Here is an 18,023-nt window from a genome sequence, read left to right as displayed (position 1 = left end):
GGGGGCTGCGATGACGCTTACGCTCGATGTCCGCACCTCCGACGGAGGCGCTGCCGGCACCGTCGAACTTGACGAGGCCATCTTCGGTATCGAACCGAACATGGCGGCCCTGCACCAGGCCGTCACCGCACAGCTCGCAGCTCGCCGCAGCGGCACTCACAACACCCGCACGCGCGCCGAGGTGCGCGGCGGTGGCGCCAAGCCCTGGCGGCAGAAGGGCACCGGTCGGGCCCGCGCGGGTTCGATCCGCTCGCCCCAGTTCGCCGGTGGCGGTGTGGCGCACGGTCCCAAGCCGCGCGACTACCGCCAGAAAGTGAACCGCAAGATGGTGCGGCTCGCCCTCCGGTCCGCCCTGAGCGACCGGGCTCGCAGCGAGCGCGTCATGGTCATCGACGAGTGGCGCTTCGCCCAGCCCCGCACCAAGGAAGCCATTGCCGTGCTGGAGAACCTGTCGCTAGACGGGCAGGTTCTGCTCGTTCTGGACGGCAGCCCTGCGCACCAGACCGCCGACCGTAGCTTCCGCAATCTCCCCTCAGTGCGTTCGGTTCGCACGGCTGAGCTGAACGCCTACGACATCCTGCGCTCGGACTGGCTGGTCTTCACTCCCGACACCCTTCCAACCAGCAACGGCTCGCAGAGCGGGGGAGCAGACCAGTGAAGGACCCCCGCGACGTGCTGATCGCCCCCGTCATCTCGGAGAAGTCCTACGACTTCCTCGAAGAGGGCGTGTACGTGTTCCGCGTCCATCCCTCGGCCAGCAAGCCGGAGATCCGCCAAGCGGTCGAGACGGTCTTCGACGTCAAGGTCGCCAAGGTCAACACGATGAACCGCAAGGGCAAGGCCCGCCGCAACCGGCGCAACAACACCACTGGCAAGCGGCCCGACACCAAGCGGGCGATCGTCACCCTCGTCGAGGGCGACTCGATCCAGATCTTCAATTCCTGAGGCACAGCGTCATGGGCATTCGAGTACGCAAACCGACAAGTCCCGGCCGGAGGTTCCAGACCGTCTCGGACTTTGCTGACATCACCGCAACCAAGCCCGAGCGCTCGCTCATCGCCAAGCAGCACTCCACTGGCGGCCGAAACAGCTACGGCCGCAAGACCTCCCGCCACCGTGGCGGCGGTCACAAGCAGCGATACCGGGTGATCGACTTCCGCCGCAACAAAGACGGTGTGCCGGCCACGGTCGCCACCATCGAGTACGACCCCAACCGCAACGCACGCATCGCGTTGCTGCACTACCACGACGGCGAGAAGCGCTACATCCTGGCGGCAGCGGGGCTGGAAGTCGGCGACAAGCTGGCCAACGGATCCCAAGCGGAAGTGCGCGTCGGCAACGCCATGCCGCTGCGGTACGTGCCGGTCGGCACCACCGTTCACAACGTGGAGCTCAAGCCCGGCGCGGGCGGCCGCATGGCGCGTTCGGCAGGCTCCAGCGTGCAGCTGGTGGCCAAGGAAGGCGTGTACGCCACCTTGCGCCTGCCGTCCACCGAGATGCGCCGTGTGCCGATCGACTGCCGTGCCACGATCGGCTCGGTCGGCAACTCCGAGGCCGATCTCATCAAGATCGGCAAGGCAGGCCGGAATCGCTACAAGGGCGTCCGCCCGCAGACCCGCGGCGTGGCCATGAACCCCGTCGACCACCCCCTCGGCGGCGGCGAGGGCAAGTCCTCGGGCGGCCGCCACCCGGTGTCGCCGTGGGGCAAGCCCGAAGGCCGCACCCGCTCCAAGAACCGCAAGTCCAACGACCTCATCGTCCGTCGCCGCCGGACGCGCGGGTCCCGGAGGTAGAGCGATGCCGCGCAGTCTCAAGAAGGGCCCGTTCGTCGACGACCACCTGCTTTCCAAGGTGGACGCACTCAACGAGAGCGGCGAGCGCAAGGTCATCAAGACGTGGAGCCGGCGCTCCACGATCATCCCCGAAATGATCGGCCACACCATCGCCGTGCACGACGGGCGAAAGCACCTGCCGGTGTACGTGACCGAGTCGATGGTGGGCCACAAGCTCGGCGAATTCGCGCCGACGCGGACATTCAAGTTCCACGCCGGCCAGGAGCGAGGCGGTCGTCGGCGATGAGCGGTTTGATCGATCTCAACGTCATCGCCGGGGCGAAAGCCACGCACAAGTACGCGCGGCTGTCGGCATCGAAGGCACGCGTCGTGCTCAACCTGGTCCGCGACGAGGACCTGGGCCTGGCCCGCGACCGCCTGCGGTTCTGCGAGCGCGGTGCCGCCGAGGTCGTGTCCAAGGTGCTCGAGAGCGCCGTGGCCAACGCCACCAACAACGAGCAGCTCGACGCCGACGAGCTGTACGTGGCCGAGTGCTGGGCCGACGAGGGTCCCGTGCTGAAGCGGTGGCGCCCGCGGGCGAGAGGCCGCGCCACGCGCATTCACAAGCAGACCTGTCACATCACGGTGATCGTGGCGCAGCTCAGCTCTGAGGAATTGGAGTTGCGCGAAGCACGCCTCGCGGCCTCGGGCGCTCAGACAGCCACCGCCGCTCGCGCTGCTCGCGTTGCCGCCAGCCGTGGTGCCGAAGACACCGATGAGGCGCAAGACGCTGAGCTCGAAGACGCTGAGCTTGAGGACATTTTCGACGTGGCCGAAGCAGTCGACGAGACCGAAGACGCCGCCGCCGAGGCCGACGAGACCGAAGAAGTCTCCGCTGTTGCGACGGACGATGTCAGCCCAGCCGATGAGATCGACGAGGCAACAGAGGCTGAAGCCACCACCGACGACGCCACCGACCGCAAAGAAGGCAGCTAGCCATGGGTCAGAAGGTCAACCCGTACGGCTTCCGCTTGGGAATCACCACCGACTGGAAGTCGCGCTGGTACGCCGACAAGGAGTATCAGGACTATCTCATCGAGGATTGGAAGATCCGCGACTTCCTGCGGACCGAGCTTCCGCATGCTGCAATCAGCCGCATTGAGGTGGAGCGAACCCGCGACCGCCTACGGGTCGACGTGCACACGGCCCGACCGGGCATCGTCATCGGTCGCAGGGGGAGCGAGGCCGATCGCCTGCGCACCAAGCTCGGGCAAATCTCGGGCAATCCCAAGGTCCAGCTGAACATTCAGGAGATCAAGCAGCCCGAGCTTGAAGCGGCGCTCATCGCCCAGGGGATAGCGGATCAGCTGGCCGGCCGGGTCGCATTCCGGCGAGCCATGAAGCGTGCTGTGCAGAACGCCCAGAAGGCGGGCGCACTCGGGATCCGGGTGCAGTGCTCAGGCCGTCTGGGCGGTTCGGAGATGGCCCGCACCGAGTGGTACCGCGAGGGTCGTGTGCCACTGCACACACTGCGCGCCGACATCGACTATGGCTTCCGCGAAGCGCGCACCACAGCGGGGCGCATCGGCGTGAAGGTATGGCTCTACAAGGGCGACATCCTCCCCTACAAGGTCTCCTCCGATGATCGCATTCACCGTGAGGCGGCCATGGCAACGGGGCAGACCTCAGGTGACGGTGCTCCTCCCGGAGGGGTGGTGGCATCCGCCGGGCGCCGGGGCGACGCCGATGAACATCCGGAAGAGCCAGCACCGCTGCTGCGCGAAGCCGATCCGGAGTTTGAGCGCCTGCTGGAAGAGGAAGAGCAGATCGAGCGGGCAACGCGCGACCAGTCCCAGACGCCGAACTTCAGGCCGGGAGACGACTGATGCTGATGCCTCGCAAGGTGAAGTACCGCAAGGCGCATCGCGGCCGCATGAAGGGCCGTACCAAGGGCGGCACGGCCGTGCATTTCGGCGACTTCGGCATCCAGGCGCTCGAACCCGGCTGGATCACTGCCCGCCAGATCGAAGCGGCACGTATCGCCATGACCCGTCACGTCAAGCGTGGCGGCAAGGTCTGGATCAACATCTTCCCCGACAAGCCCGTCACGGCGAAGCCCGCGGAGACCCGCATGGGCTCTGGCAAGGGCAACCCCGAGAAGTGGGTGGCCGTGGTGAAGCCCGGTCGGGTGATGTTCGAGCTGGGCGGAGTGAACGCCGAGCTGGCTCGCGGCGCCATGGAGCGCGCCATTCAGAAGCTGCCGGTGCGCGCACGGGTGATCTCCCGAGAGGAGGCCATCTGATGGCAAAGGCCGCAACGCTTCGCACGCTGTCGGACGATCAGCTGTTCGACGAACTCGACAGCGCAAAGCAAGAACTGTTCAACCTGCGCTTCGCCTTTGCTACCGGGCAGCTCGACAACTCCGCGCAGATGTCCGCGACCAAGCGCGACATCGCTCGCATTCACACCGTGCTGCGCGAACGCGAGATCGCCGCTGCCGACGTGCTGGCGGGCGCTTCGGATGGCTCAGCTGCTGTGCCGGCTGGCGCTTCGCAAGGCTCAGCTGCTGTGCTGGCTGGCGCTTCGCAGGGCTCAGCCGCTGTGCTGGCGGGCGCTTCGGATGGCTCAGCCGCGCAAGGCGCAGCTTCGACAGGAGACCCGTCATGAGCACCGAGACCTCTGAATCCGTCGAGCGCAACCGGCGCAAGGTGCGTGAGGGGATTGTCACCTCGACCAAGATGGACAGTACGGCCGTCGTGTCGGTGACCGAGCGCGTGCGGCACCCCCGCTACTTCAAGACCGTCCAGCGCACCAAGAAGCTGTACGTCCACGACCCCGCTGGAGACACACGCCCGGGTGACCGAGTGCGCGTCATGGAAACCCGACCGATCTCGAAGACCAAGCGTTGGCGCTTGGTGGAGATCGTCGAACGGGCTCGCTGAGCCCGCGGCGCCGCAAGCACAGGGGATGCCATGATCCAGCAAGAGTCCAGACTCAAAGTCGCTGACAATTCCGGCGCACGCGAGGTGCTGTGCATTCGCGTGCTCGGCGGCACGGGTCGGCGCTACGCCTCGATCGGCGATGTGTTCATTGCCACCGTGAAGGACGCCATCCCCGGCGCAGCCGTTCGCAAGGGCGAAGTTGTGCGCTGCGTCGTGGTGCGCACGAGCAAGGAGCGCAGGCGTCCCGACGGCAGCTACATCCGCTTTGACGAGAACGCCGCGGTGCTCGTTGACGACAACCGCCAGCCACGCGGCACTCGTATCTTCGGTCCCGTCGGCCGCGAGCTGCGCGACAAGCGCTTCATGCGCATCGTTTCGCTCGCCCCTGAAGTTCTGTGATTGGGGTGACGTGATGCCGAGACAGCGAAACCAATTGCCCCGCCTGCGCGTCCGCAAGGGCGACACAGTTCGCGTGATTTCCGGCCCCGACAGAGGCCGGGAAGGCGAAGTTGTGTCAGTGGATGTGCAGCGACGCCGCCTCACGGTCGAAGGCGTGAACGTCGGGCGCAAGCACGAGCGACCCTCCCAGCAGAACCAGGACGGCCAGATCATCGACTACCTGCTTCCGATCGACGCGTCGAACGTGGCAGTGGTGTGCCCGCGCACGGGCCAGCCGGGCCGTGTCGGCTTCCGCTTCGAAGGCGGGCGCAAGGTGCGCTACCACCGGGTCTCTGGGGAGGAACTGCCATGAGCGTGACCGAGGCCCAATCCGAGCCCGAGTCCCTCGACGGTGGCCCCACGCGGCCCGAGCCCCGCATGAAGGTGCTCTACCGCGACACCCTGCGCGCCCAGTTGCAGACCGAGCTCAGGCTTTCCAACATCATGCAGGTGCCCAAGCTGACGAAGATCAGCGTGAACATGGGCGTGGGCGCGGCGCTGACGAACCGGGCGCTGCTTGAAGGCGCCATCGGCGACCTCAGCCGCATCTGCGGTCAGCGGCCGGCGATCACCCGGGCGAAGCGTTCCATCGCCGGATTCAAGCTGCGCGAGGGCAACGCGATCGGGGCCCGGGTCACGATGCGACGGGATCGGATGTGGGAGTTCTACGACCGTCTCGTGTCGCTGGCGATCCCGCGCATCCGGGACTTCCGCGGCCTGTCGCCGCGCAGCTTCGACGGGCACGGCAACTACACGTTCGGCATCACCGAACAGCTGGTCTTTCCAGAAATCGATTACGACAGCATCAACCAAGTCCGGGGCATGGACATCACCCTCGTTACGTCGGCCGTCGACGACGAGGGCGGACGTGCCCTGCTGGTTGCACTCGGCTTCCCATTCCGACAGGGGCAGAACTGATGGCCAAGAAGGCACTCGTCAACAAGCAGCAGCGCACTCCCAAGTTCAAGGTGCGCGCGTACACGCGCTGCCGCGTGTGCGGTCGACCGCGGTCGGTATACCGCAAGTTCGGGCTGTGTCGAGTGTGCCTACGAAAGATGGTCCACGCCGGCGAGGTGCCCGGCGTGACGAAGGCCAGCTGGTGAGGGCGGTGCGCACATGTCGATGACCGACCCCATTGCGGACATGCTCACTCGCATCCGCAACGCCAACATGGTGTTCAAGGACGCAGTGGCCATGCCGTCCTCGAAGCAGAAGGAGCGCCTCGCGGCGATCCTCAAGAGCGAGGGCTACGTGAGCGATTACAAGGTGGAAGATGCCGCCGACAGCCGCGTTCGTACGCTCACCATCAACCTGAAGTACACCGGTGACCGGGATCGCACGATCTCGGGACTGCAGCGGATCTCCAAGCCCGGGCTGCGGGTGTACACCAAGTCCGACAAGGTTCCCCGAGTGCTCGGCGGTCTCGGCATCGCCGTGCTGTCGACGAGCCGGGGCTTGATGACCGACCGCGAAGCCCGCCGCAACCGCATGGGCGGCGAAATCCTCTGTTACGTCTGGTAGGAGGCGACAATGTCACGCGTGGGCAAAACGCCCATCTCGATTCCCGACGGGGTGACGATCACGGCTCAACCGGTCGCGGATGTCGCCGGCTCGGCGCCAGGCGAAGTGGTGACCGTCAGCGGACCGGGGGGCGAGCTGAGCCGGGAGCTGGCTGCGGGGATCACGATGCGTCTCGACGAGGGCGAAGCCACCGTCGAGCGTGCCGACGACAGCCGCACGCAGCGGTCGCTGCATGGGCTCTGCCGGGCGCTGGTCGCCAACATGGTGCTTGGCGTGTCGCAGGGCTTCTCCAAGGAACTGCAGATCGTCGGCGTGGGTTACCGGGCAGCTGCCAAGGGGCCATCGGCGCTCGAGCTGTCGCTGGGGTTCAGTCACACGGTGCCGGTGACCGCACCCAACGGCATCAGCTTCGAGGTTCCGAACCAGACGTCGATCATCGTGAAGGGCATCGACAAGCAGCTCGTCGGGCAGGTAGCGGCCAACATCCGCGCGCTGCGCAAGCCCGAGCCCTACAAGGGCAAGGGCATTCGCTACTTCAACGAGCGCGTGCTGCGCAAAGCGGGGAAGGCGGCCAAGTGAGCGTTCCCACGAGGGCGGCTCGGCGCGATCGGCGCCGCTACCGCGTCCGCAAGAAGGTGATAGGCACTGCGGAGCGTCCGCGCCTCGCCGTGTTCAGATCCAATCGGCACATCAGCGCCCAACTCATCAACGACGAAGCGGGGAACACGCTGGCCGCCGCGTCTACCCGCGAGCCTGGGCTGGCGGCGGCTGGCGGCGGCAATATCGTGGCCGCCGGCGAGGTCGGTCGGCTCATCGCCGAGCGGGCCCGGGCCGCTGGCACCACCACGGTCACCTTCGACCGGGGTGGCAACCGTTACCACGGCCGCGTCGCGGCCCTTGCAGATGCTGCCCGCGAGGGCGGCCTGGAGTTCTGAGGGAGTACTCGTGACAGACGCACCAACCTCAGCGGTCCGACCTGATCGAGAGCGCAGCGGCAACCGTCGCCCGCGCGACCGCCAGTTCGAGAATCCGCGCAACAGCGGCGATGACGGCCTGCGCGAGTCGCGGGTCATCGACATCAACCGCGTGGCCAAGGTGGTCAAGGGCGGGCGCCGCTTCTCGTTCTCCGCGCTCGTCGTGATCGGCGACGGTGCCGGCCGGGTCGGACTGGGCTACGGCAAGGCCAAGGAAGTGCCGCTGGCCATCCAGAAGGGCACCGAGGAGGCCCGCAAGACCCTCTTCCAGGTGCCGCTGGCCGGTTCCACCATCGTGCACCCCGTGCTGGGCGTCATGGGCGCCGGCAAGGTGCTGTTGCAGCCGGCGGCACCCGGTACAGGGGTCATCGCCGGCGGCGCGGCGCGGGCGATCCTTGAGGAGGCGGGTATCAACGATGTGCTGGCCAAGTCCCTTGGCTCGTCCAATCACATCAACGTGGCCCGCGCCACCATCGCAGGCCTGGCGGCGCTGAAGCGGCCCGACGAGGTGGCAAAGCTGCGCGGGCTGTCGCCCGATGAGTGCATCCCCGCCGGTCTGCTGGAGGCGTACCGGGAGACCGAACGCACTCGCAAGCTGAGCCATGCCTCCCCAGGAGCCCAATCATGAATCCGCCCAGCATGAGCGACAGCAGCACGAACCAGATCGTGGTGACCCAGGTGCGGTCAGGCATCGGAGCCAAGCCCAAGGCGCGCGGCGCCCTGCGGGCACTGGGGCTGGGCAAGATTGGCCGTAGCCGTACCCTTCCGGATCGGCCCGAGATCCGCGGCATGCTTCGTAAGGTCAGCCACTTGATCACAGTTCAAGAAGTGACAGGGGAGGTCAGCGATGCTGAGACTGCATGACCTGGCCCCGCCGCCGGGAGCGAAACGCAAGCGCAAGCGGGTGGCGCGCGGCACCAGTGGCAAGGGCGGCAAGACCGCAGGCCGCGGCACCAAGGGAGCCCGCGCTCGCGGGACCGTGCCCGTCTGGTACGAGGGCGGCCAGCTGCCGCTGCAAGTCCGCATTCCCAAGCGGAAGGGTTTCAAGAACCCGTTCCGCGTCGAATACCAGCCGATCAATCTCGACACGCTCGAAGATTGCGGCCTCGACGAGGTGACGCCATCAGAACTGCTGGCCCGCGGCTTGGTGTCCAAGGGCGCCATGGTCAAGGTGCTCGGCCGTGGCGAGATCACCCGGTCCATCTCGGTGAAAGCCCACGCGGTGTCCGGCTCGGCCCGCGAAGCCATCGAGGGCGCGGGCGGCAGCATCGAAATCCTGCCGCCCAACTTCGGCGGCCCTCGGCCACCCGCCCAGGGCAATCAGCACACCAATCGCTAGGGATTCATCGTGCTCGGCCACATGCGCAACATCTTCCGGATCGCCGATCTGCGCCGGAAGATCATGTTCACGCTGTTCATCATTGCGGCGTACAGGCTGGGCTCCCAGGTGCCGGTTCCGGGCATCGACTTCGATGCCATCGTGTCGCTGCGCGAGCAAGCCAGCTCCACCGGCGGCGTGCTGGCGCTGCTGAACCTGTTCTCGGGCGGCGCGCTCACCAATTTCGCGATCTTCGCGTTGGGGATCATGCCGTACATCACGGCGTCGATCATCATCCAGATCCTCACCGTGGCCATCCCGCGCTTCGAGCAGCTCCAGCAGCAGGGGGCGGTGGGTCAGCGGAAGCTGACGCAGTACACGCGCTACCTGACGCTGGGCATCGCTTTCGTGCAGGCCACGGGCATCACGTTCATCTTCGGCCGAGGGCAGGGGACGGCGCTGGGCAACACGGCTGGCGTCATCGTCATCCCCGACTTCACGTTCAACCGGGTGGCGCTGGTGATCCTGTCGCTGACGGCAGGCACGGCGCTGCTCATGTGGATGGGCGAGCTGATCAGCCAGCGGGGCGTCGGCAACGGCATGTCGCTGCTGATTTTCGCCTCGGTCGTGTCCACCATCCCCTTCGACGGGGCCCGCTTGCTGGCAGTGCAAGGCACGGTGTACCTCGCTGCGGCGGTCATCGTTGCCACGGGAATGATGGTGGCAATCATCTTCATCGAGCAGGGCCAGCGGCGCATCCCGGTGCAGTTCTCCCGCCGGCAGGTGGGACGCCGGCTCTATGGCGGGCAGAACACCTACATCCCGCTGAAGGTCAACCAGTCGGGCGTGATCCCGGTCATCTTCGCCAGCTCGATCCTTTTCCTGCCTGTACTGCTGTCGAACGTGGCGAATTGGGGCTGGCTGCAGATCGCGGTCGATGACTACCTCACCCAGCCCGACAACATCGCCTACATCCTGTTCTTCGGCGGGCTGATCGTCGGCTTCGCCTACTTCTATACGGCTATCTCGTTCGATCCGGTTCGCCAGGCCGACAACATCCGCAAGCAGGGCGGCTTCATTCCCGGCATCCGGCCCGGGCCGCAGACCGAGCGCTACCTCTCCAAAGTGTTGAATCGCATCACGCTGCCGGGCGCGCTGTTCATCGCCGCGGTCGCACTGCTGCCGAGCGTGCTGCTGTCGCTCACGAGCGACCTCGATGCGCTGGGCTCTGGTGGCGCAGGAGCGGCAATCGGCTTCGGTGGTGTTTCGATCCTGATCGCCTCCGGCGTGGCGCTCGAGACCATGAAGCAGGTCGACAGCCAGCTGCTGATGCGCAACTACGAAGGGTTCCTGGCCTGATGTCCGGCACCATCACCAGGCGCCTCGTCATTCTGGGCAAGCAAGGGGCCGGCAAGGGCACCCAGTGCGAGCTGCTTGTCGAGCGCAACGGCGTGGCGCACATCTCAACGGGCGACATGCTGCGAGCCGCGGTGGCCGCTGGCACCGAGCTGGGGCGCCAGGCAAGAGAACTCATGGATGCGGGTGAGCTCGTCGGCGACGAGTTGATCCTGGGCATCGTGGCCCAGCGTCTCACCGAGCCCGACACCGCTCCTGGTTTCTTGCTGGATGGCTTTCCTCGCACCGAGGCCCAGGCCGACGGTCTGTTCGCGCTGCTCGCGCCGCACTCCGTCGAACGAGCTATCGATCTCGACGTACCTGATGAAGTGGTGACCCAGCGCATGCTGGACCGGGGCCGAGCCGACGACACACCGGAGGCAATTGCCCGGCGGTTGGAGCTGTACGAGGCGGAAACGGCGCCGTTGCGCAAGCTGTTTGCTGATCGAGGCGTACTCGTCACGGTTGACGGCCTCGGCACTCCCGCACAGGTCCATGGCCGCATCGTGGCCGCCATTGAGGCGGCACCGTGAGCTTGCGTGGCGGCCATGGAGGCCGCACCATCCGCATCGTGAATGCCATCAAGGCCCCTATACTTGCTCGCTCGCCTAAAGCGCAGGTCACCCGATGAAAGTCCGTCCGAGCGTCAAAAAGATCTGTGACAAGTGCCGCATTATTCGTCGTCACGGGCGGATTCGGGTGATCTGCCCGAACCCGCGGCACAAACAGCGACAAGGCTGAGACAGGAGTCCCGTATCGATGGCCCGAATCGCTGGCGTCGACATACCGCGTGAGAAGCGTGTCGAGATCGCTCTCACCTACATCTATGGAATTGGCCGCTCGGCCAGCCAAAAGATCTGCGAAGACCTGAATATCGCTGAGCGCACCCGCGTGCGCGACCTGACCGACGCCGAGGTGGCCCGCATCCGCAACCACATCGACGCCAACCTCACGGTCGAAGGCGACCTGCGGCGCGACGTGGCCCAGGACGTCAAGCGGAAGATCGAGATCGGCTGCTACCAGGGTGTCCGACACCGCCGCGGACTGCCAGTGCGGGGTCAGCGGACGCACACGAACGCACGTACTCGCAAGGGTCCGCGCAAGACGGTGGCGGGCAAGAAGAAGGTACGCAAGTGAATCAGCAGCCCCGGCGCGGACGGCGCAAGGAGCGCAAGAACGTCGGCGACGGCGTGGCGCACATCAAGAGCTCGTTCAACAACACGATCATTACCTTCACGGACCTGCAGGGCAACGTGGTGTCGTGGGCGTCGGCAGGCAATGCCGGCTTCAAGGGCTCTCGCAAGTCCACGCCGTTCGCTGCGCAGCAGGCCGCAGAGCAAGCCTCCGAGCGTGCCATGGAGCAGGGGGTGCGGCGAGTGCACGTACACGTGAAGGGTCCCGGCTCGGGCCGCGAGACCGCTATCCGCTCCATCCAGAATTCCGGCATCGAGATCAAGGGCATCCGCGACATGACGCCGGTGCCTCACAACGGCTGCCGTCCTCCGAAGCGCCGGAGGGTCTGAGATGTCTCGCTATACGGGTCCCAAGGCGCGCGTCTCGCGGCGTCTCAACACCAATATCTGGGGTACTGCGGGCGAGACAAAGGCTCTCGACCGCCGTCCGTATCCGCCTGGCGAGCACGGTCGTGGCAGGCGCCGCAGCCAGAACTCAGAGTTCCTCATGCAGCTGCAGGAGAAGCAGAAGTGCCGCTTCACCTACGGGATGACGGAGCGGCAGTTCCGCAACGCCTACGAAGAAGCAGCTCGCCAACGAGGGGTCACTGGCGAGAACCTGCTGCGGCTGCTCGAGCTGCGCCTCGACAACATCGCGTACCGAGCCGGCTGGGCAGCGACTCGCCCGCAGGCCCGCCAATTCGTCAGCCACGGCCACATCGATGTCAACGGACGCCGGGTGAACATTCCCAGCTTCCGGGCTCGCAAGGGCGACGTGATCGAGCTGCGGTCGAAGGCCCGTGAGATCGTCACCGTCCGCTGGAATCTCGATGTGCTGGACCGCACTCCGCCCGTGTGGCTGGAGGCGAGCGACGGAGACCAGCGTGTCACCGTGCGCGAGCTGCCGATCCGGGAACAGATCGAGATCCCGGTGCGCGAGCAGCTCATCGTCGAGCTCTACAGCAAATAGCCACCATCTGCCCACGAAGGGGTCAATGTGTCCATTTCCGACACCTTGGTCATGCACCGACCGACCATCGACATTCTCGGCGAACCCGAGGGCAACCGCCAGCGTTTTGCCATTGGCCCGCTGGAGCCCGGCTTCGGGCACACGCTGGGCAACTCGTTGCGACGCACGCTGTTGTCGTCGATTCCCGGCGCAGCCGTCACGCAGGTCCGTTTCGATGAAGCGCTGCACGAGTTCACGACCATCACCGGCGTCGTTGAAGACGTCACCGACATCATCCTGAATCTCAAGGACGTCGTTCTGCGCTGCCACAGTGACGAGCCTGTTGCAGTGCGCCTCGACGAGCGTGGCGTGGGCCCTGTGCTGGCAGGACACGTCGACTGGGGCGTCGACGTCGAGTGCCTGACGCCGGACCTGCACATCGCGACGCTCGGCGAAGGTGCACGCTTGGCGATGGACCTCACCGTCGAGCGCGGATGGGGCTACGCGGCGCCTGAGAGCGACCGTGCCGGTGCCACGATCGGCGTCATCCTCATGGACGCCTTGTTCAGCCCGGTGCGGCGCGTGGCGGTCGAAGTCGAACCAGTGCGCGTGGAGCAGTCCACCGATTTCGACCGGCTCGTGCTCGACATCGAGACCGATGGCGCGATGAGCCCTCGTGAGGCGCTTGCGTCGGCCGGCGACACCCTGTGCCGGTTGATGCTCATGATCGCGGAGCTGTCACCCGAGCGCTTGGGACTCGACATTGCCGATGTGGTCGTCGGCGATGGTCGGGCCAGTGATCTGGAACGACCCATTGAGGACTTGGGCCTGTCCGAGCGTGCCCGTAACTGCCTCAAGCGTGCGCAGTTCAACACGATCGGCGAGCTGCTCGATCAGTCCGTCGATGAGCTCATGACCGTCCCGAACTTCGGCCAGAAGTCCCTTGACGAGGTCATCGAGAAGCTCGACGAGCGCGGCTTAGCGCTCCGGGGCATGCGCCCATCAGCTGAAGTGGCCGAAGAGCAGGCTGAACCTGCGGCGGTCAGCTGACCGTGCCAGCACCCACGAGGGGTCGACGCCTCGGCGGCAGCGCCAGCCACCAGCGCTCCATGCTGGCGAACCTGGCGGCGTCGCTCTTCGCGGCAGAGGCCATCGAGACCACCGAAGCCAAGGCCAAGGCGCTGCGGCCGTTTGCCGAGAAGCTCATCACCAAGGCCCGCAAGGGCGGCTTGGCCCGGCATCGCCAGATCATCGCCAGCCTCAACGGCGACCAGGAGATGGCGCAGAAGCTGATCGACGAGATCGGACCGCGCTATGAGGGGCGCCCGGGCGGCTACACGCGAATCCTCAAGCTGGGCCCGCGCCGCGGCGACAACGCCCCTATGGCGCTCATCGAACTGGTCTAGCCCGGCCCACGAGGCACCCGGTCATGGTCGCCGACCCGCTGAGCCCCGACGTTCTCGATGCCCTGCGGGCGCTTGACACTCCAACGGTCTGCAACGCGCTCGAGATTGCTGCGCCGCACCGCCGTGGCTATGGCTACACCACCTCGCCGCTGGTGTGCCCGAACCCGGATGCACCGCCCATGGTCGGCTATGCCCGGACGGGCACGATCCGTGCGAACGCACCGTCGGGCCGCTCCGGCGATGAGGATCTGGCAGTCCGAGTCGGCTACTACCGCCACATGGCCGAGGGCCCCCAGCCCACCATCACGGTCATCTCCGACATCGACGCATCTCGGGGCTATGGCGCGTGGTGGGGCGAGGTGAACAGCAGCATCCACGCAGGGCTGGGCTCGCTCGGCGTCATCACCAACGGCTCCATCCGGGACCTGGAAGATTGGGCACCCGGCTTCGGCGCTCTCGCCGGCTCCGTCGGCCCCTCCCATGCGTGGGTTCACGTTGTTGAGTACGCGGTGCCGGTGACCATCCACGGCATGTCAGTGCGACCGGGTGATCTCATCCACGCCGACCGGCACGGCGCTGTCGTGGTGCCACCGGAAGCCGCGGCCGACGTGCCCGAGGCCGCCGCCCGCATCGCCGCTGCCGAGCGTCTTCTCATCGACGCCGCCCGCAGCGACGGCTTCACCATCGACCAGCTCACGAGCTTGCTCGACCCCAAGGGCGATCACTAGCCCTCAGCCCTGCCCGGGGGGCCGCACGGTGAGTCCGTTCAGGACCGCCCACCGACGCCGAGCGCCCGTTCGAGCTTCGTCACGTACTCGGCGAACGCATGGCGCCCCACCGCTGTCGCCTGGACCCATGTGCGCGGCTTGACACCATGAAACTCCTTGGTGATCGCCACGTACTCCGCGTCCTCCAGTTTGCGCAAGTGGGTCGTGAGGTTGCCCGGGGTCAACTCCAGGTGATTCTGCAGGAACCCATACGCGAGCGGGTCAGTCGCGTCCACGGAGACAAGCAACGACATGATGCGCAGCCGGGTCGGCTGATGAATGGTCTCGTTGAGGACGATCGCATCGTTGTCGGGCACCTCGCCGGTGTTTACCATTCGCCGGTCCTGTGCACCCAGACGAACGTGGCAGCGAGCAACGCAAGCATCGCGATTCCGGAGACCGCTGGAGCGATGCCTTCGAAGATGTAGTGCGGAACGTAGAACGACACGGCGTAGCCCAAGCCGAACACCGCAATCACGGGCCTGTGCAAGATGCCGAAGAGCACGTGCCCCAGCGCGATGACGCCCACCAGCACGTACGGAATGGTTTCGGCACGGGTCTCGTTCCACAGTCCTGCCGCTCCCGGCAAGAGCCCAGCCGCCGTGACGACGGCCATCCAGTAGAGAAACACCCGGATTCCAACGCTCTGCATGGCGGCGCCCGTCGACAGAGATCGGCCGGCGCGGTGGCCGATAGTCATACTCCCAATAACACCGGGGAGCGTGAGGGCTGCCCACAGCGGCCCCGGGAACCATGGATATTGCTCGGCAAAGTCCGAGGCGAAGGTCGAGATGGCGTACTGGGCGAGGTACGCAATCGAGATGATCCCGGCCCACATCAGCAGGATCGCCGTGCTCCCCGCGGTGTACATGGCCCCGCGGGCGTCGTGGATGGTGGCCTGAATGGTCTGCCACCCCTCCTCTGTGCTCAGCACGGTCGTGTCGTCGCCATCTGAGGTCATTGGGCCCTCCTCCATTGCAGTACAAACTAGTTTGTATCACAAACTAGCGGAGCAAGCGAAAACAAGCAAGCGCGAATTCAGGGCGTCCTGTTCCAGCCTTTGAGCCAGCCGCGCATTCGTTGTGGCGCCACACTGGTGGAACGCAACGGCCGCCGAACGCTGGGTGCCAGCGTGCGCCGGAAGCTACTGAAGGAGGGCCGCGTCGCGGCTCAGCGATCTCCGTGCTTCGCCGTAGCGCTCGGCAAGACGCTGGCTCACGCGGCCGATCCGATCGATCAGCTTCATGAGCCGGTCGCGGGCCGCCTCGGCAATGCCGGACAGCCCAGTCAGTCCCGGCAGATTCCAGTCCCGCAATACGACGGGCTGAAGGATCTGGTCGTGATGAATCGACAGGTCGTAGATCCCGGCCTCGGCGATGATGCGCGCGTGGTTGTCGAAATCGGTGATTCCCAGCCCGGGCATGGCAAAGCCCTTCACCTGGTTGGCGATGGCGACCACCGCGCTGGAGGGATCCATCTCGACGGCGGCGCTCATCACATCCCGATAGAACAGGAAGTGCAGATTCTCATCGAAGGCGACCCGGCGCATGATGGCCTTGCCCGCTGGGTCGTCGATGTGGCGCCCTGTGTTGAAATGCGCAATACGGGTCGCCAATTCCTGCAGTGTCACGTAGGCGAGACCCTCCAGGATGCCGGGGGGTTCGGGCACCTGCCCGCACTGCACCATCGCCATGCGGGCCCGCTCCAATGCCACCGGATCCAGGGCGCGGGTGACGGACAGGTAGTCGTAGATCACCCGGCCATGCCGCCCCTCTTCCGCGGTCCAGCGGCGCACCCATTCGCCCCAAGCGCCGTCTCGGCCGAACAACCGCTCGCTGTCGCGGAAGTAGTAGGGCAGGTTCTCCTCGGTGAGCACGTTCACGAACAGGGCGCTGCGAGCCTCTTGGGTGAGATTTGCCTCTTCGGGCGACCATTCGTAGTCAGGCCCAAAATCCTCGCCGCGGCTCCACGGCACTAACGCGTGGGGATGCCACTCCTTGGTCTGCCGAAGGTGGCGCTCAAGCAGTTGCTCTACGGTCGGCTCAAGGTCGGCAAGCGACCGGACATCGGCTTCTACAGACATCGGGCATCGCCAATCTGACTTAGGAATTCAGCCTAACGACCTGCGCCGTCGCTGCAGGACACCTGCCAGAGGCAATGTCGCTGTCAGTTCAACTTCGACAACCGGCGCTCATCTCCTCCGACGGCAGAAACGAGCGGTTGGGCTAGGCGTGGATGCGCAGGGCTGCGGCGTAGTTGGCCGAAGCGAACTCACAGCAGACCAGGTGCTCAACAAAGGCGTTCACATAGGCAGCTCGCGCGTTCTGGTAGTCGAGGTAGTAGGCGTGCTCCCACACATCGATGACCAGCAGCGGTGTCAGCCCGTCCGTCAAAGGCGTCTGCGCGTCGTCGGATTGGACGATGCGCAGGGCACTCGGCCCCGCACTCGTACCGTCGAACACCAGCCAGCCCCAGCCCGAAGCGAAGTTTCCGACCGCCCCGGCGGCGAATTCGTCCCGGAAGGCGTCCACGCTTCCAAAGCTCGCTGCCAGCGCCGCCGCTAGGTCGCTATCAGGCTCACCGCCACCGCCCGGGGACATCGACTGCCAATAGAAGTCGTGATTCCACGCCTGCGCGGCAGCATTGAACAGGCTGCCCGCCGGCAGCGAACGCACCAATTCGGGAAGCGTTCGGCCCTCGTCCGGTGTGCCCGCAACCCCATCGTTCACCGCCCGCACGTAGGCAGCGTGGTGCTTGCCGTAATGGAAGCTGATGGTGCGCTCGCTGATGTGCGGCGCCAGCGCATCGGGCGCGTATGGAAGGTCTGGAAGCTGAATCGTCATGTGAGAGTCACGTGGTCACCGGCCCGGGCGAGTATGCCAGCGGCCACGGCAACTTCCCCCGGGGCAGCGTCCAAAGCACTGCCTAACGCGCCGGTATGGTGCGGCGTGCGCTTGGTCGGCATCTATGACGCAGACGGATCGCTGGCCGGTGAGCTCCGCTACGCATTCGACAAGCTCACGGGCCGCAGCAGCTGCGCCCTGTGTGACATCACTCACGGCTGGAATCCGACGGGTTCACGTCAGTGGAAGCAGGCCTGCGCGGCCTCGCCGATCGCGCTGGAGCTCGTCCACCGCGACGATGCCGCCGCCGATCAGCTCGCAGCTGCCTCAGCGCTCCCGAGCATCGTTGCCCACAACGGCGAGGGCTGGAGCGAAGCGCTCACTACCGCTGACATCGCTGGTTACAAGGACTCACCCGAGGCCTTGCTCGCTCGGCTAGAGCAGCTGTGAAGAACGGTCACTTGCACGCCAGTGCGCCCTATAGCCGCAAGCGAGAAACGCCGATACCGTCCTGTGCCGCTCGCCT

General features: G+C 66.1%; 31 protein-coding genes and 2 pseudogenes. 29 read left to right on the top strand and 4 right to left on the bottom strand.

Annotated elements, in window-relative coordinates:
- Positions 1–10 precede the first annotated feature (10 nt).
- The 28 genes and pseudogenes from rplD (at position 11) to ACOQPH_RS14220 (ending at position 14,615) form a co-directional block, all read left to right on the top strand.
- Positions 11–658: a 50S ribosomal protein L4 gene (gene rplD, locus ACOQPH_RS14355; RefSeq protein ID WP_420622041.1), complete on the top strand. Its 648-nt coding sequence runs from the start codon at positions 11–13 to the stop codon at positions 656–658.
- The gene (rplW, locus tag ACOQPH_RS14350) at positions 655–945 is read left to right on the top strand and encodes a 50S ribosomal protein L23 (protein ID WP_420622040.1); all 291 of its coding nucleotides are present in this window, start codon (positions 655–657) and stop codon (positions 943–945) included. Before rplD ends, rplW begins: the two co-directional genes overlap by 4 nt.
- An 11-nt stretch (positions 946–956) precedes the next feature.
- Complete coding sequence (gene rplB / locus ACOQPH_RS14345; protein WP_420622039.1) at positions 957–1,793, top strand: 50S ribosomal protein L2; 837 nt, start codon at positions 957–959, stop codon at positions 1,791–1,793.
- A 4-nt stretch (positions 1,794–1,797) separates the two neighbouring features.
- Positions 1,798–2,079 (top strand): 30S ribosomal protein S19, encoded by a 282-nt coding sequence (gene rpsS, locus ACOQPH_RS14340; RefSeq protein WP_419554743.1) that lies wholly within the window; start codon positions 1,798–1,800, stop codon positions 2,077–2,079.
- A complete protein-coding gene (gene rplV / locus ACOQPH_RS14335) occupies positions 2,076–2,768 on the top strand; it encodes a 50S ribosomal protein L22 (RefSeq protein ID WP_420622038.1) in 693 nt (230 codons plus the stop codon). The genes rpsS and rplV overlap by 4 nt, the downstream gene beginning before the upstream one ends.
- A gap of 2 nt (positions 2,769–2,770) precedes the next feature.
- Entirely contained in the window at positions 2,771–3,658 is an 888-nt protein-coding gene (gene rpsC, locus ACOQPH_RS14330; protein ID WP_419554741.1) for a 30S ribosomal protein S3, read from the top strand.
- Positions 3,658–4,074, top strand: coding sequence for a 50S ribosomal protein L16 (gene rplP, locus ACOQPH_RS14325; protein WP_419554740.1), 417 nt, complete (start codon positions 3,658–3,660; stop codon positions 4,072–4,074). The genes rpsC and rplP overlap by 1 nt, the downstream gene beginning before the upstream one ends.
- Positions 4,074–4,304, top strand: a pseudogene (gene rpmC, locus ACOQPH_RS14320) (50S ribosomal protein L29); the annotation flags it as partial. The gene rplP and the pseudogene rpmC, both read left to right, overlap by 1 nt.
- 131 nt (positions 4,305–4,435) lie before the next feature.
- Positions 4,436–4,714, top strand: coding sequence for a 30S ribosomal protein S17 (rpsQ, locus tag ACOQPH_RS14315; RefSeq protein ID WP_420622037.1), 279 nt, complete (start codon positions 4,436–4,438; stop codon positions 4,712–4,714).
- A 30-nt stretch (positions 4,715–4,744) separates the two neighbouring features.
- Positions 4,745–5,113 carry a 50S ribosomal protein L14 gene (rplN, locus tag ACOQPH_RS14310; RefSeq protein ID WP_420622036.1) on the top strand — a complete coding sequence of 123 codons (369 nt, stop codon included), beginning with the start codon at positions 4,745–4,747 and terminating at the stop codon, positions 5,111–5,113.
- Positions 5,114–5,126: 13 nt separating this feature from the next.
- The gene (gene rplX, locus ACOQPH_RS14305; protein WP_420622035.1) at positions 5,127–5,465 is read left to right on the top strand and encodes a 50S ribosomal protein L24; all 339 of its coding nucleotides are present in this window, start codon (positions 5,127–5,129) and stop codon (positions 5,463–5,465) included.
- Complete coding sequence (gene rplE / locus ACOQPH_RS14300; protein WP_420622034.1) at positions 5,462–6,070, top strand: 50S ribosomal protein L5; 609 nt, start codon at positions 5,462–5,464, stop codon at positions 6,068–6,070. Before rplX ends, rplE begins: the two co-directional genes overlap by 4 nt.
- Positions 6,070–6,255, top strand: a complete 186-nt coding sequence (locus ACOQPH_RS14295; RefSeq protein WP_419554737.1) for a type Z 30S ribosomal protein S14 — start codon at positions 6,070–6,072, stop codon at positions 6,253–6,255. Before rplE ends, ACOQPH_RS14295 begins: the two co-directional genes overlap by 1 nt.
- 13 nt (positions 6,256–6,268) lie before the next feature.
- On the top strand, positions 6,269–6,673 hold the full coding sequence (gene rpsH, locus ACOQPH_RS14290; protein WP_420622033.1) for a 30S ribosomal protein S8: 405 nt from the start codon (positions 6,269–6,271) through the stop codon (positions 6,671–6,673).
- Between the two features lie 9 nt (positions 6,674–6,682).
- Positions 6,683–7,252 carry a 50S ribosomal protein L6 gene (gene rplF / locus ACOQPH_RS14285; protein ID WP_420622032.1) on the top strand — a complete coding sequence of 190 codons (570 nt, stop codon included), beginning with the start codon at positions 6,683–6,685 and terminating at the stop codon, positions 7,250–7,252.
- Positions 7,249–7,608 (top strand): 50S ribosomal protein L18, encoded by a 360-nt coding sequence (gene rplR / locus ACOQPH_RS14280; protein ID WP_420622031.1) that lies wholly within the window; start codon positions 7,249–7,251, stop codon positions 7,606–7,608. Before rplF ends, rplR begins: the two co-directional genes overlap by 4 nt.
- The gene (rpsE, locus tag ACOQPH_RS14275; protein WP_420624357.1) at positions 7,577–8,275 is read left to right on the top strand and encodes a 30S ribosomal protein S5; all 699 of its coding nucleotides are present in this window, start codon (positions 7,577–7,579) and stop codon (positions 8,273–8,275) included. The genes rplR and rpsE overlap by 32 nt, the downstream gene beginning before the upstream one ends.
- Positions 8,272–8,511, top strand: coding sequence for a 50S ribosomal protein L30 (rpmD, locus tag ACOQPH_RS14270; RefSeq protein ID WP_420622030.1), 240 nt, complete (start codon positions 8,272–8,274; stop codon positions 8,509–8,511). Before rpsE ends, rpmD begins: the two co-directional genes overlap by 4 nt.
- Positions 8,495–8,986, top strand: coding sequence for a 50S ribosomal protein L15 (gene rplO / locus ACOQPH_RS14265; protein WP_419554731.1), 492 nt, complete (start codon positions 8,495–8,497; stop codon positions 8,984–8,986). Before rpmD ends, rplO begins: the two co-directional genes overlap by 17 nt.
- 9 nt (positions 8,987–8,995) lie before the next feature.
- Positions 8,996–10,324, top strand: coding sequence for a preprotein translocase subunit SecY (gene secY / locus ACOQPH_RS14260; RefSeq protein ID WP_420622029.1), 1,329 nt, complete (start codon positions 8,996–8,998; stop codon positions 10,322–10,324).
- A complete protein-coding gene (locus tag ACOQPH_RS14255) occupies positions 10,324–10,893 on the top strand; it encodes an adenylate kinase (protein ID WP_420622028.1) in 570 nt (189 codons plus the stop codon). The genes secY and ACOQPH_RS14255 overlap by 1 nt, the downstream gene beginning before the upstream one ends.
- Before the next feature lie 94 nt (positions 10,894–10,987).
- Positions 10,988–11,101, top strand: a complete 114-nt coding sequence (gene rpmJ / locus ACOQPH_RS14250) for a 50S ribosomal protein L36 (RefSeq protein ID WP_419554728.1) — start codon at positions 10,988–10,990, stop codon at positions 11,099–11,101.
- A gap of 18 nt (positions 11,102–11,119) precedes the next feature.
- Positions 11,120–11,497, top strand: coding sequence for a 30S ribosomal protein S13 (gene rpsM, locus ACOQPH_RS14245; RefSeq protein ID WP_420622027.1), 378 nt, complete (start codon positions 11,120–11,122; stop codon positions 11,495–11,497).
- Positions 11,494–11,883, top strand: a complete 390-nt coding sequence (rpsK, locus tag ACOQPH_RS14240) for a 30S ribosomal protein S11 (protein WP_420622026.1) — start codon at positions 11,494–11,496, stop codon at positions 11,881–11,883. The genes rpsM and rpsK overlap by 4 nt, the downstream gene beginning before the upstream one ends.
- 1 nt (position 11,884) lies before the next feature.
- On the top strand, positions 11,885–12,502 hold the full coding sequence (gene rpsD / locus ACOQPH_RS14235) for a 30S ribosomal protein S4 (protein ID WP_420622025.1): 618 nt from the start codon (positions 11,885–11,887) through the stop codon (positions 12,500–12,502).
- A gap of 27 nt (positions 12,503–12,529) precedes the next feature.
- Positions 12,530–13,531, top strand: a complete 1,002-nt coding sequence (locus ACOQPH_RS14230; protein ID WP_420622024.1) for a DNA-directed RNA polymerase subunit alpha — start codon at positions 12,530–12,532, stop codon at positions 13,529–13,531.
- A gap of 2 nt (positions 13,532–13,533) precedes the next feature.
- A pseudogene (rplQ, locus tag ACOQPH_RS14225) lies at positions 13,534–13,884 on the top strand (50S ribosomal protein L17); the annotation flags it as partial.
- 26 nt (positions 13,885–13,910) lie between these two features.
- Positions 13,911–14,615 carry an RraA family protein gene (locus tag ACOQPH_RS14220; protein ID WP_420622023.1) on the top strand — a complete coding sequence of 235 codons (705 nt, stop codon included), beginning with the start codon at positions 13,911–13,913 and terminating at the stop codon, positions 14,613–14,615.
- A gap of 38 nt (positions 14,616–14,653) precedes the next feature.
- On the opposite strand, the gene ACOQPH_RS14215 is transcribed toward ACOQPH_RS14220, so the two are convergent.
- The 4 genes from ACOQPH_RS14215 to ACOQPH_RS14200 form a co-directional block, all read right to left on the bottom strand.
- Positions 14,654–14,989 (bottom strand): transcriptional regulator, encoded by a 336-nt coding sequence (locus tag ACOQPH_RS14215; protein ID WP_420622022.1) that lies wholly within the window; start codon positions 14,987–14,989, stop codon positions 14,654–14,656.
- A complete protein-coding gene (locus ACOQPH_RS14210) occupies positions 14,983–15,615 on the bottom strand; it encodes a hypothetical protein (RefSeq protein WP_420622021.1) in 633 nt (210 codons plus the stop codon). Before ACOQPH_RS14210 ends, ACOQPH_RS14215 begins: the two co-directional genes overlap by 7 nt.
- Before the next feature lie 183 nt (positions 15,616–15,798).
- The gene (locus ACOQPH_RS14205; protein WP_420622020.1) at positions 15,799–16,737 is read right to left on the bottom strand and encodes an acyl-ACP desaturase; all 939 of its coding nucleotides are present in this window, start codon (positions 16,735–16,737) and stop codon (positions 15,799–15,801) included.
- Positions 16,738–16,879: 142 nt separating this feature from the next.
- A complete protein-coding gene (locus ACOQPH_RS14200; protein WP_420622019.1) occupies positions 16,880–17,497 on the bottom strand; it encodes a superoxide dismutase in 618 nt (205 codons plus the stop codon).
- A gap of 105 nt (positions 17,498–17,602) precedes the next feature.
- Between ACOQPH_RS14200 and ACOQPH_RS14195 the strand changes: the two genes are divergently transcribed.
- Positions 17,603–17,947, top strand: a complete 345-nt coding sequence (locus ACOQPH_RS14195) for a hypothetical protein (protein ID WP_420622018.1) — start codon at positions 17,603–17,605, stop codon at positions 17,945–17,947.
- The last annotated feature ends 76 nt before the right edge of the window (positions 17,948–18,023 follow it).

The sequence above is a fragment of the Candidatus Poriferisodalis sp. genome, from assembly GCF_965221945.1.
Classification (GTDB): domain Bacteria; phylum Actinomycetota; class Acidimicrobiia; order Acidimicrobiales; family Poriferisodalaceae; genus Poriferisodalis.
This window is presented reverse-complemented; position numbering and strand designations above follow the sequence as displayed.

Coding starts and splice junctions, on each gene's coding strand:
- rplD (WP_420622041.1), top strand. CDS start 11: ATGACGCTTACGCTCGATGTCCGCACCTCCGACGGAGGCGCTGCCGGC.
- rplB (WP_420622039.1), top strand. CDS start 957: ATGGGCATTCGAGTACGCAAACCGACAAGTCCCGGCCGGAGGTTCCAG.
- rpsS (WP_419554743.1), top strand. CDS start 1,798: ATGCCGCGCAGTCTCAAGAAGGGCCCGTTCGTCGACGACCACCTGCTT.
- rplV (WP_420622038.1), top strand. CDS start 2,076: ATGAGCGGTTTGATCGATCTCAACGTCATCGCCGGGGCGAAAGCCACG.
- rpsC (WP_419554741.1), top strand. CDS start 2,771: ATGGGTCAGAAGGTCAACCCGTACGGCTTCCGCTTGGGAATCACCACC.
- rplP (WP_419554740.1), top strand. CDS start 3,658: ATGCTGATGCCTCGCAAGGTGAAGTACCGCAAGGCGCATCGCGGCCGC.
- rpsQ (WP_420622037.1), top strand. CDS start 4,436: ATGAGCACCGAGACCTCTGAATCCGTCGAGCGCAACCGGCGCAAGGTG.
- rplN (WP_420622036.1), top strand. CDS start 4,745: ATGATCCAGCAAGAGTCCAGACTCAAAGTCGCTGACAATTCCGGCGCA.
- rplX (WP_420622035.1), top strand. CDS start 5,127: ATGCCGAGACAGCGAAACCAATTGCCCCGCCTGCGCGTCCGCAAGGGC.
- rplE (WP_420622034.1), top strand. CDS start 5,462: ATGAGCGTGACCGAGGCCCAATCCGAGCCCGAGTCCCTCGACGGTGGC.
- ACOQPH_RS14295 (WP_419554737.1), top strand. CDS start 6,070: ATGGCCAAGAAGGCACTCGTCAACAAGCAGCAGCGCACTCCCAAGTTC.
- rpsH (WP_420622033.1), top strand. CDS start 6,269: ATGTCGATGACCGACCCCATTGCGGACATGCTCACTCGCATCCGCAAC.
- rplF (WP_420622032.1), top strand. CDS start 6,683: ATGTCACGCGTGGGCAAAACGCCCATCTCGATTCCCGACGGGGTGACG.
- rpsE (WP_420624357.1), top strand. CDS start 7,577: ATGCTGCCCGCGAGGGCGGCCTGGAGTTCTGAGGGAGTACTCGTGACA.
- rpmD (WP_420622030.1), top strand. CDS start 8,272: ATGAATCCGCCCAGCATGAGCGACAGCAGCACGAACCAGATCGTGGTG.
- rplO (WP_419554731.1), top strand. CDS start 8,495: ATGCTGAGACTGCATGACCTGGCCCCGCCGCCGGGAGCGAAACGCAAG.
- ACOQPH_RS14255 (WP_420622028.1), top strand. CDS start 10,324: ATGTCCGGCACCATCACCAGGCGCCTCGTCATTCTGGGCAAGCAAGGG.
- rpmJ (WP_419554728.1), top strand. CDS start 10,988: ATGAAAGTCCGTCCGAGCGTCAAAAAGATCTGTGACAAGTGCCGCATT.
- rpsM (WP_420622027.1), top strand. CDS start 11,120: ATGGCCCGAATCGCTGGCGTCGACATACCGCGTGAGAAGCGTGTCGAG.
- rpsD (WP_420622025.1), top strand. CDS start 11,885: ATGTCTCGCTATACGGGTCCCAAGGCGCGCGTCTCGCGGCGTCTCAAC.
- ACOQPH_RS14220 (WP_420622023.1), top strand. CDS start 13,911: ATGGTCGCCGACCCGCTGAGCCCCGACGTTCTCGATGCCCTGCGGGCG.
- ACOQPH_RS14215 (WP_420622022.1), bottom strand. CDS start 14,989: ATGGTAAACACCGGCGAGGTGCCCGACAACGATGCGATCGTCCTCAAC.
- ACOQPH_RS14210 (WP_420622021.1), bottom strand. CDS start 15,615: ATGACCTCAGATGGCGACGACACGACCGTGCTGAGCACAGAGGAGGGG.
- ACOQPH_RS14205 (WP_420622020.1), bottom strand. CDS start 16,737: ATGTCTGTAGAAGCCGATGTCCGGTCGCTTGCCGACCTTGAGCCGACC.
- ACOQPH_RS14200 (WP_420622019.1), bottom strand. CDS start 17,497: ATGACGATTCAGCTTCCAGACCTTCCATACGCGCCCGATGCGCTGGCG.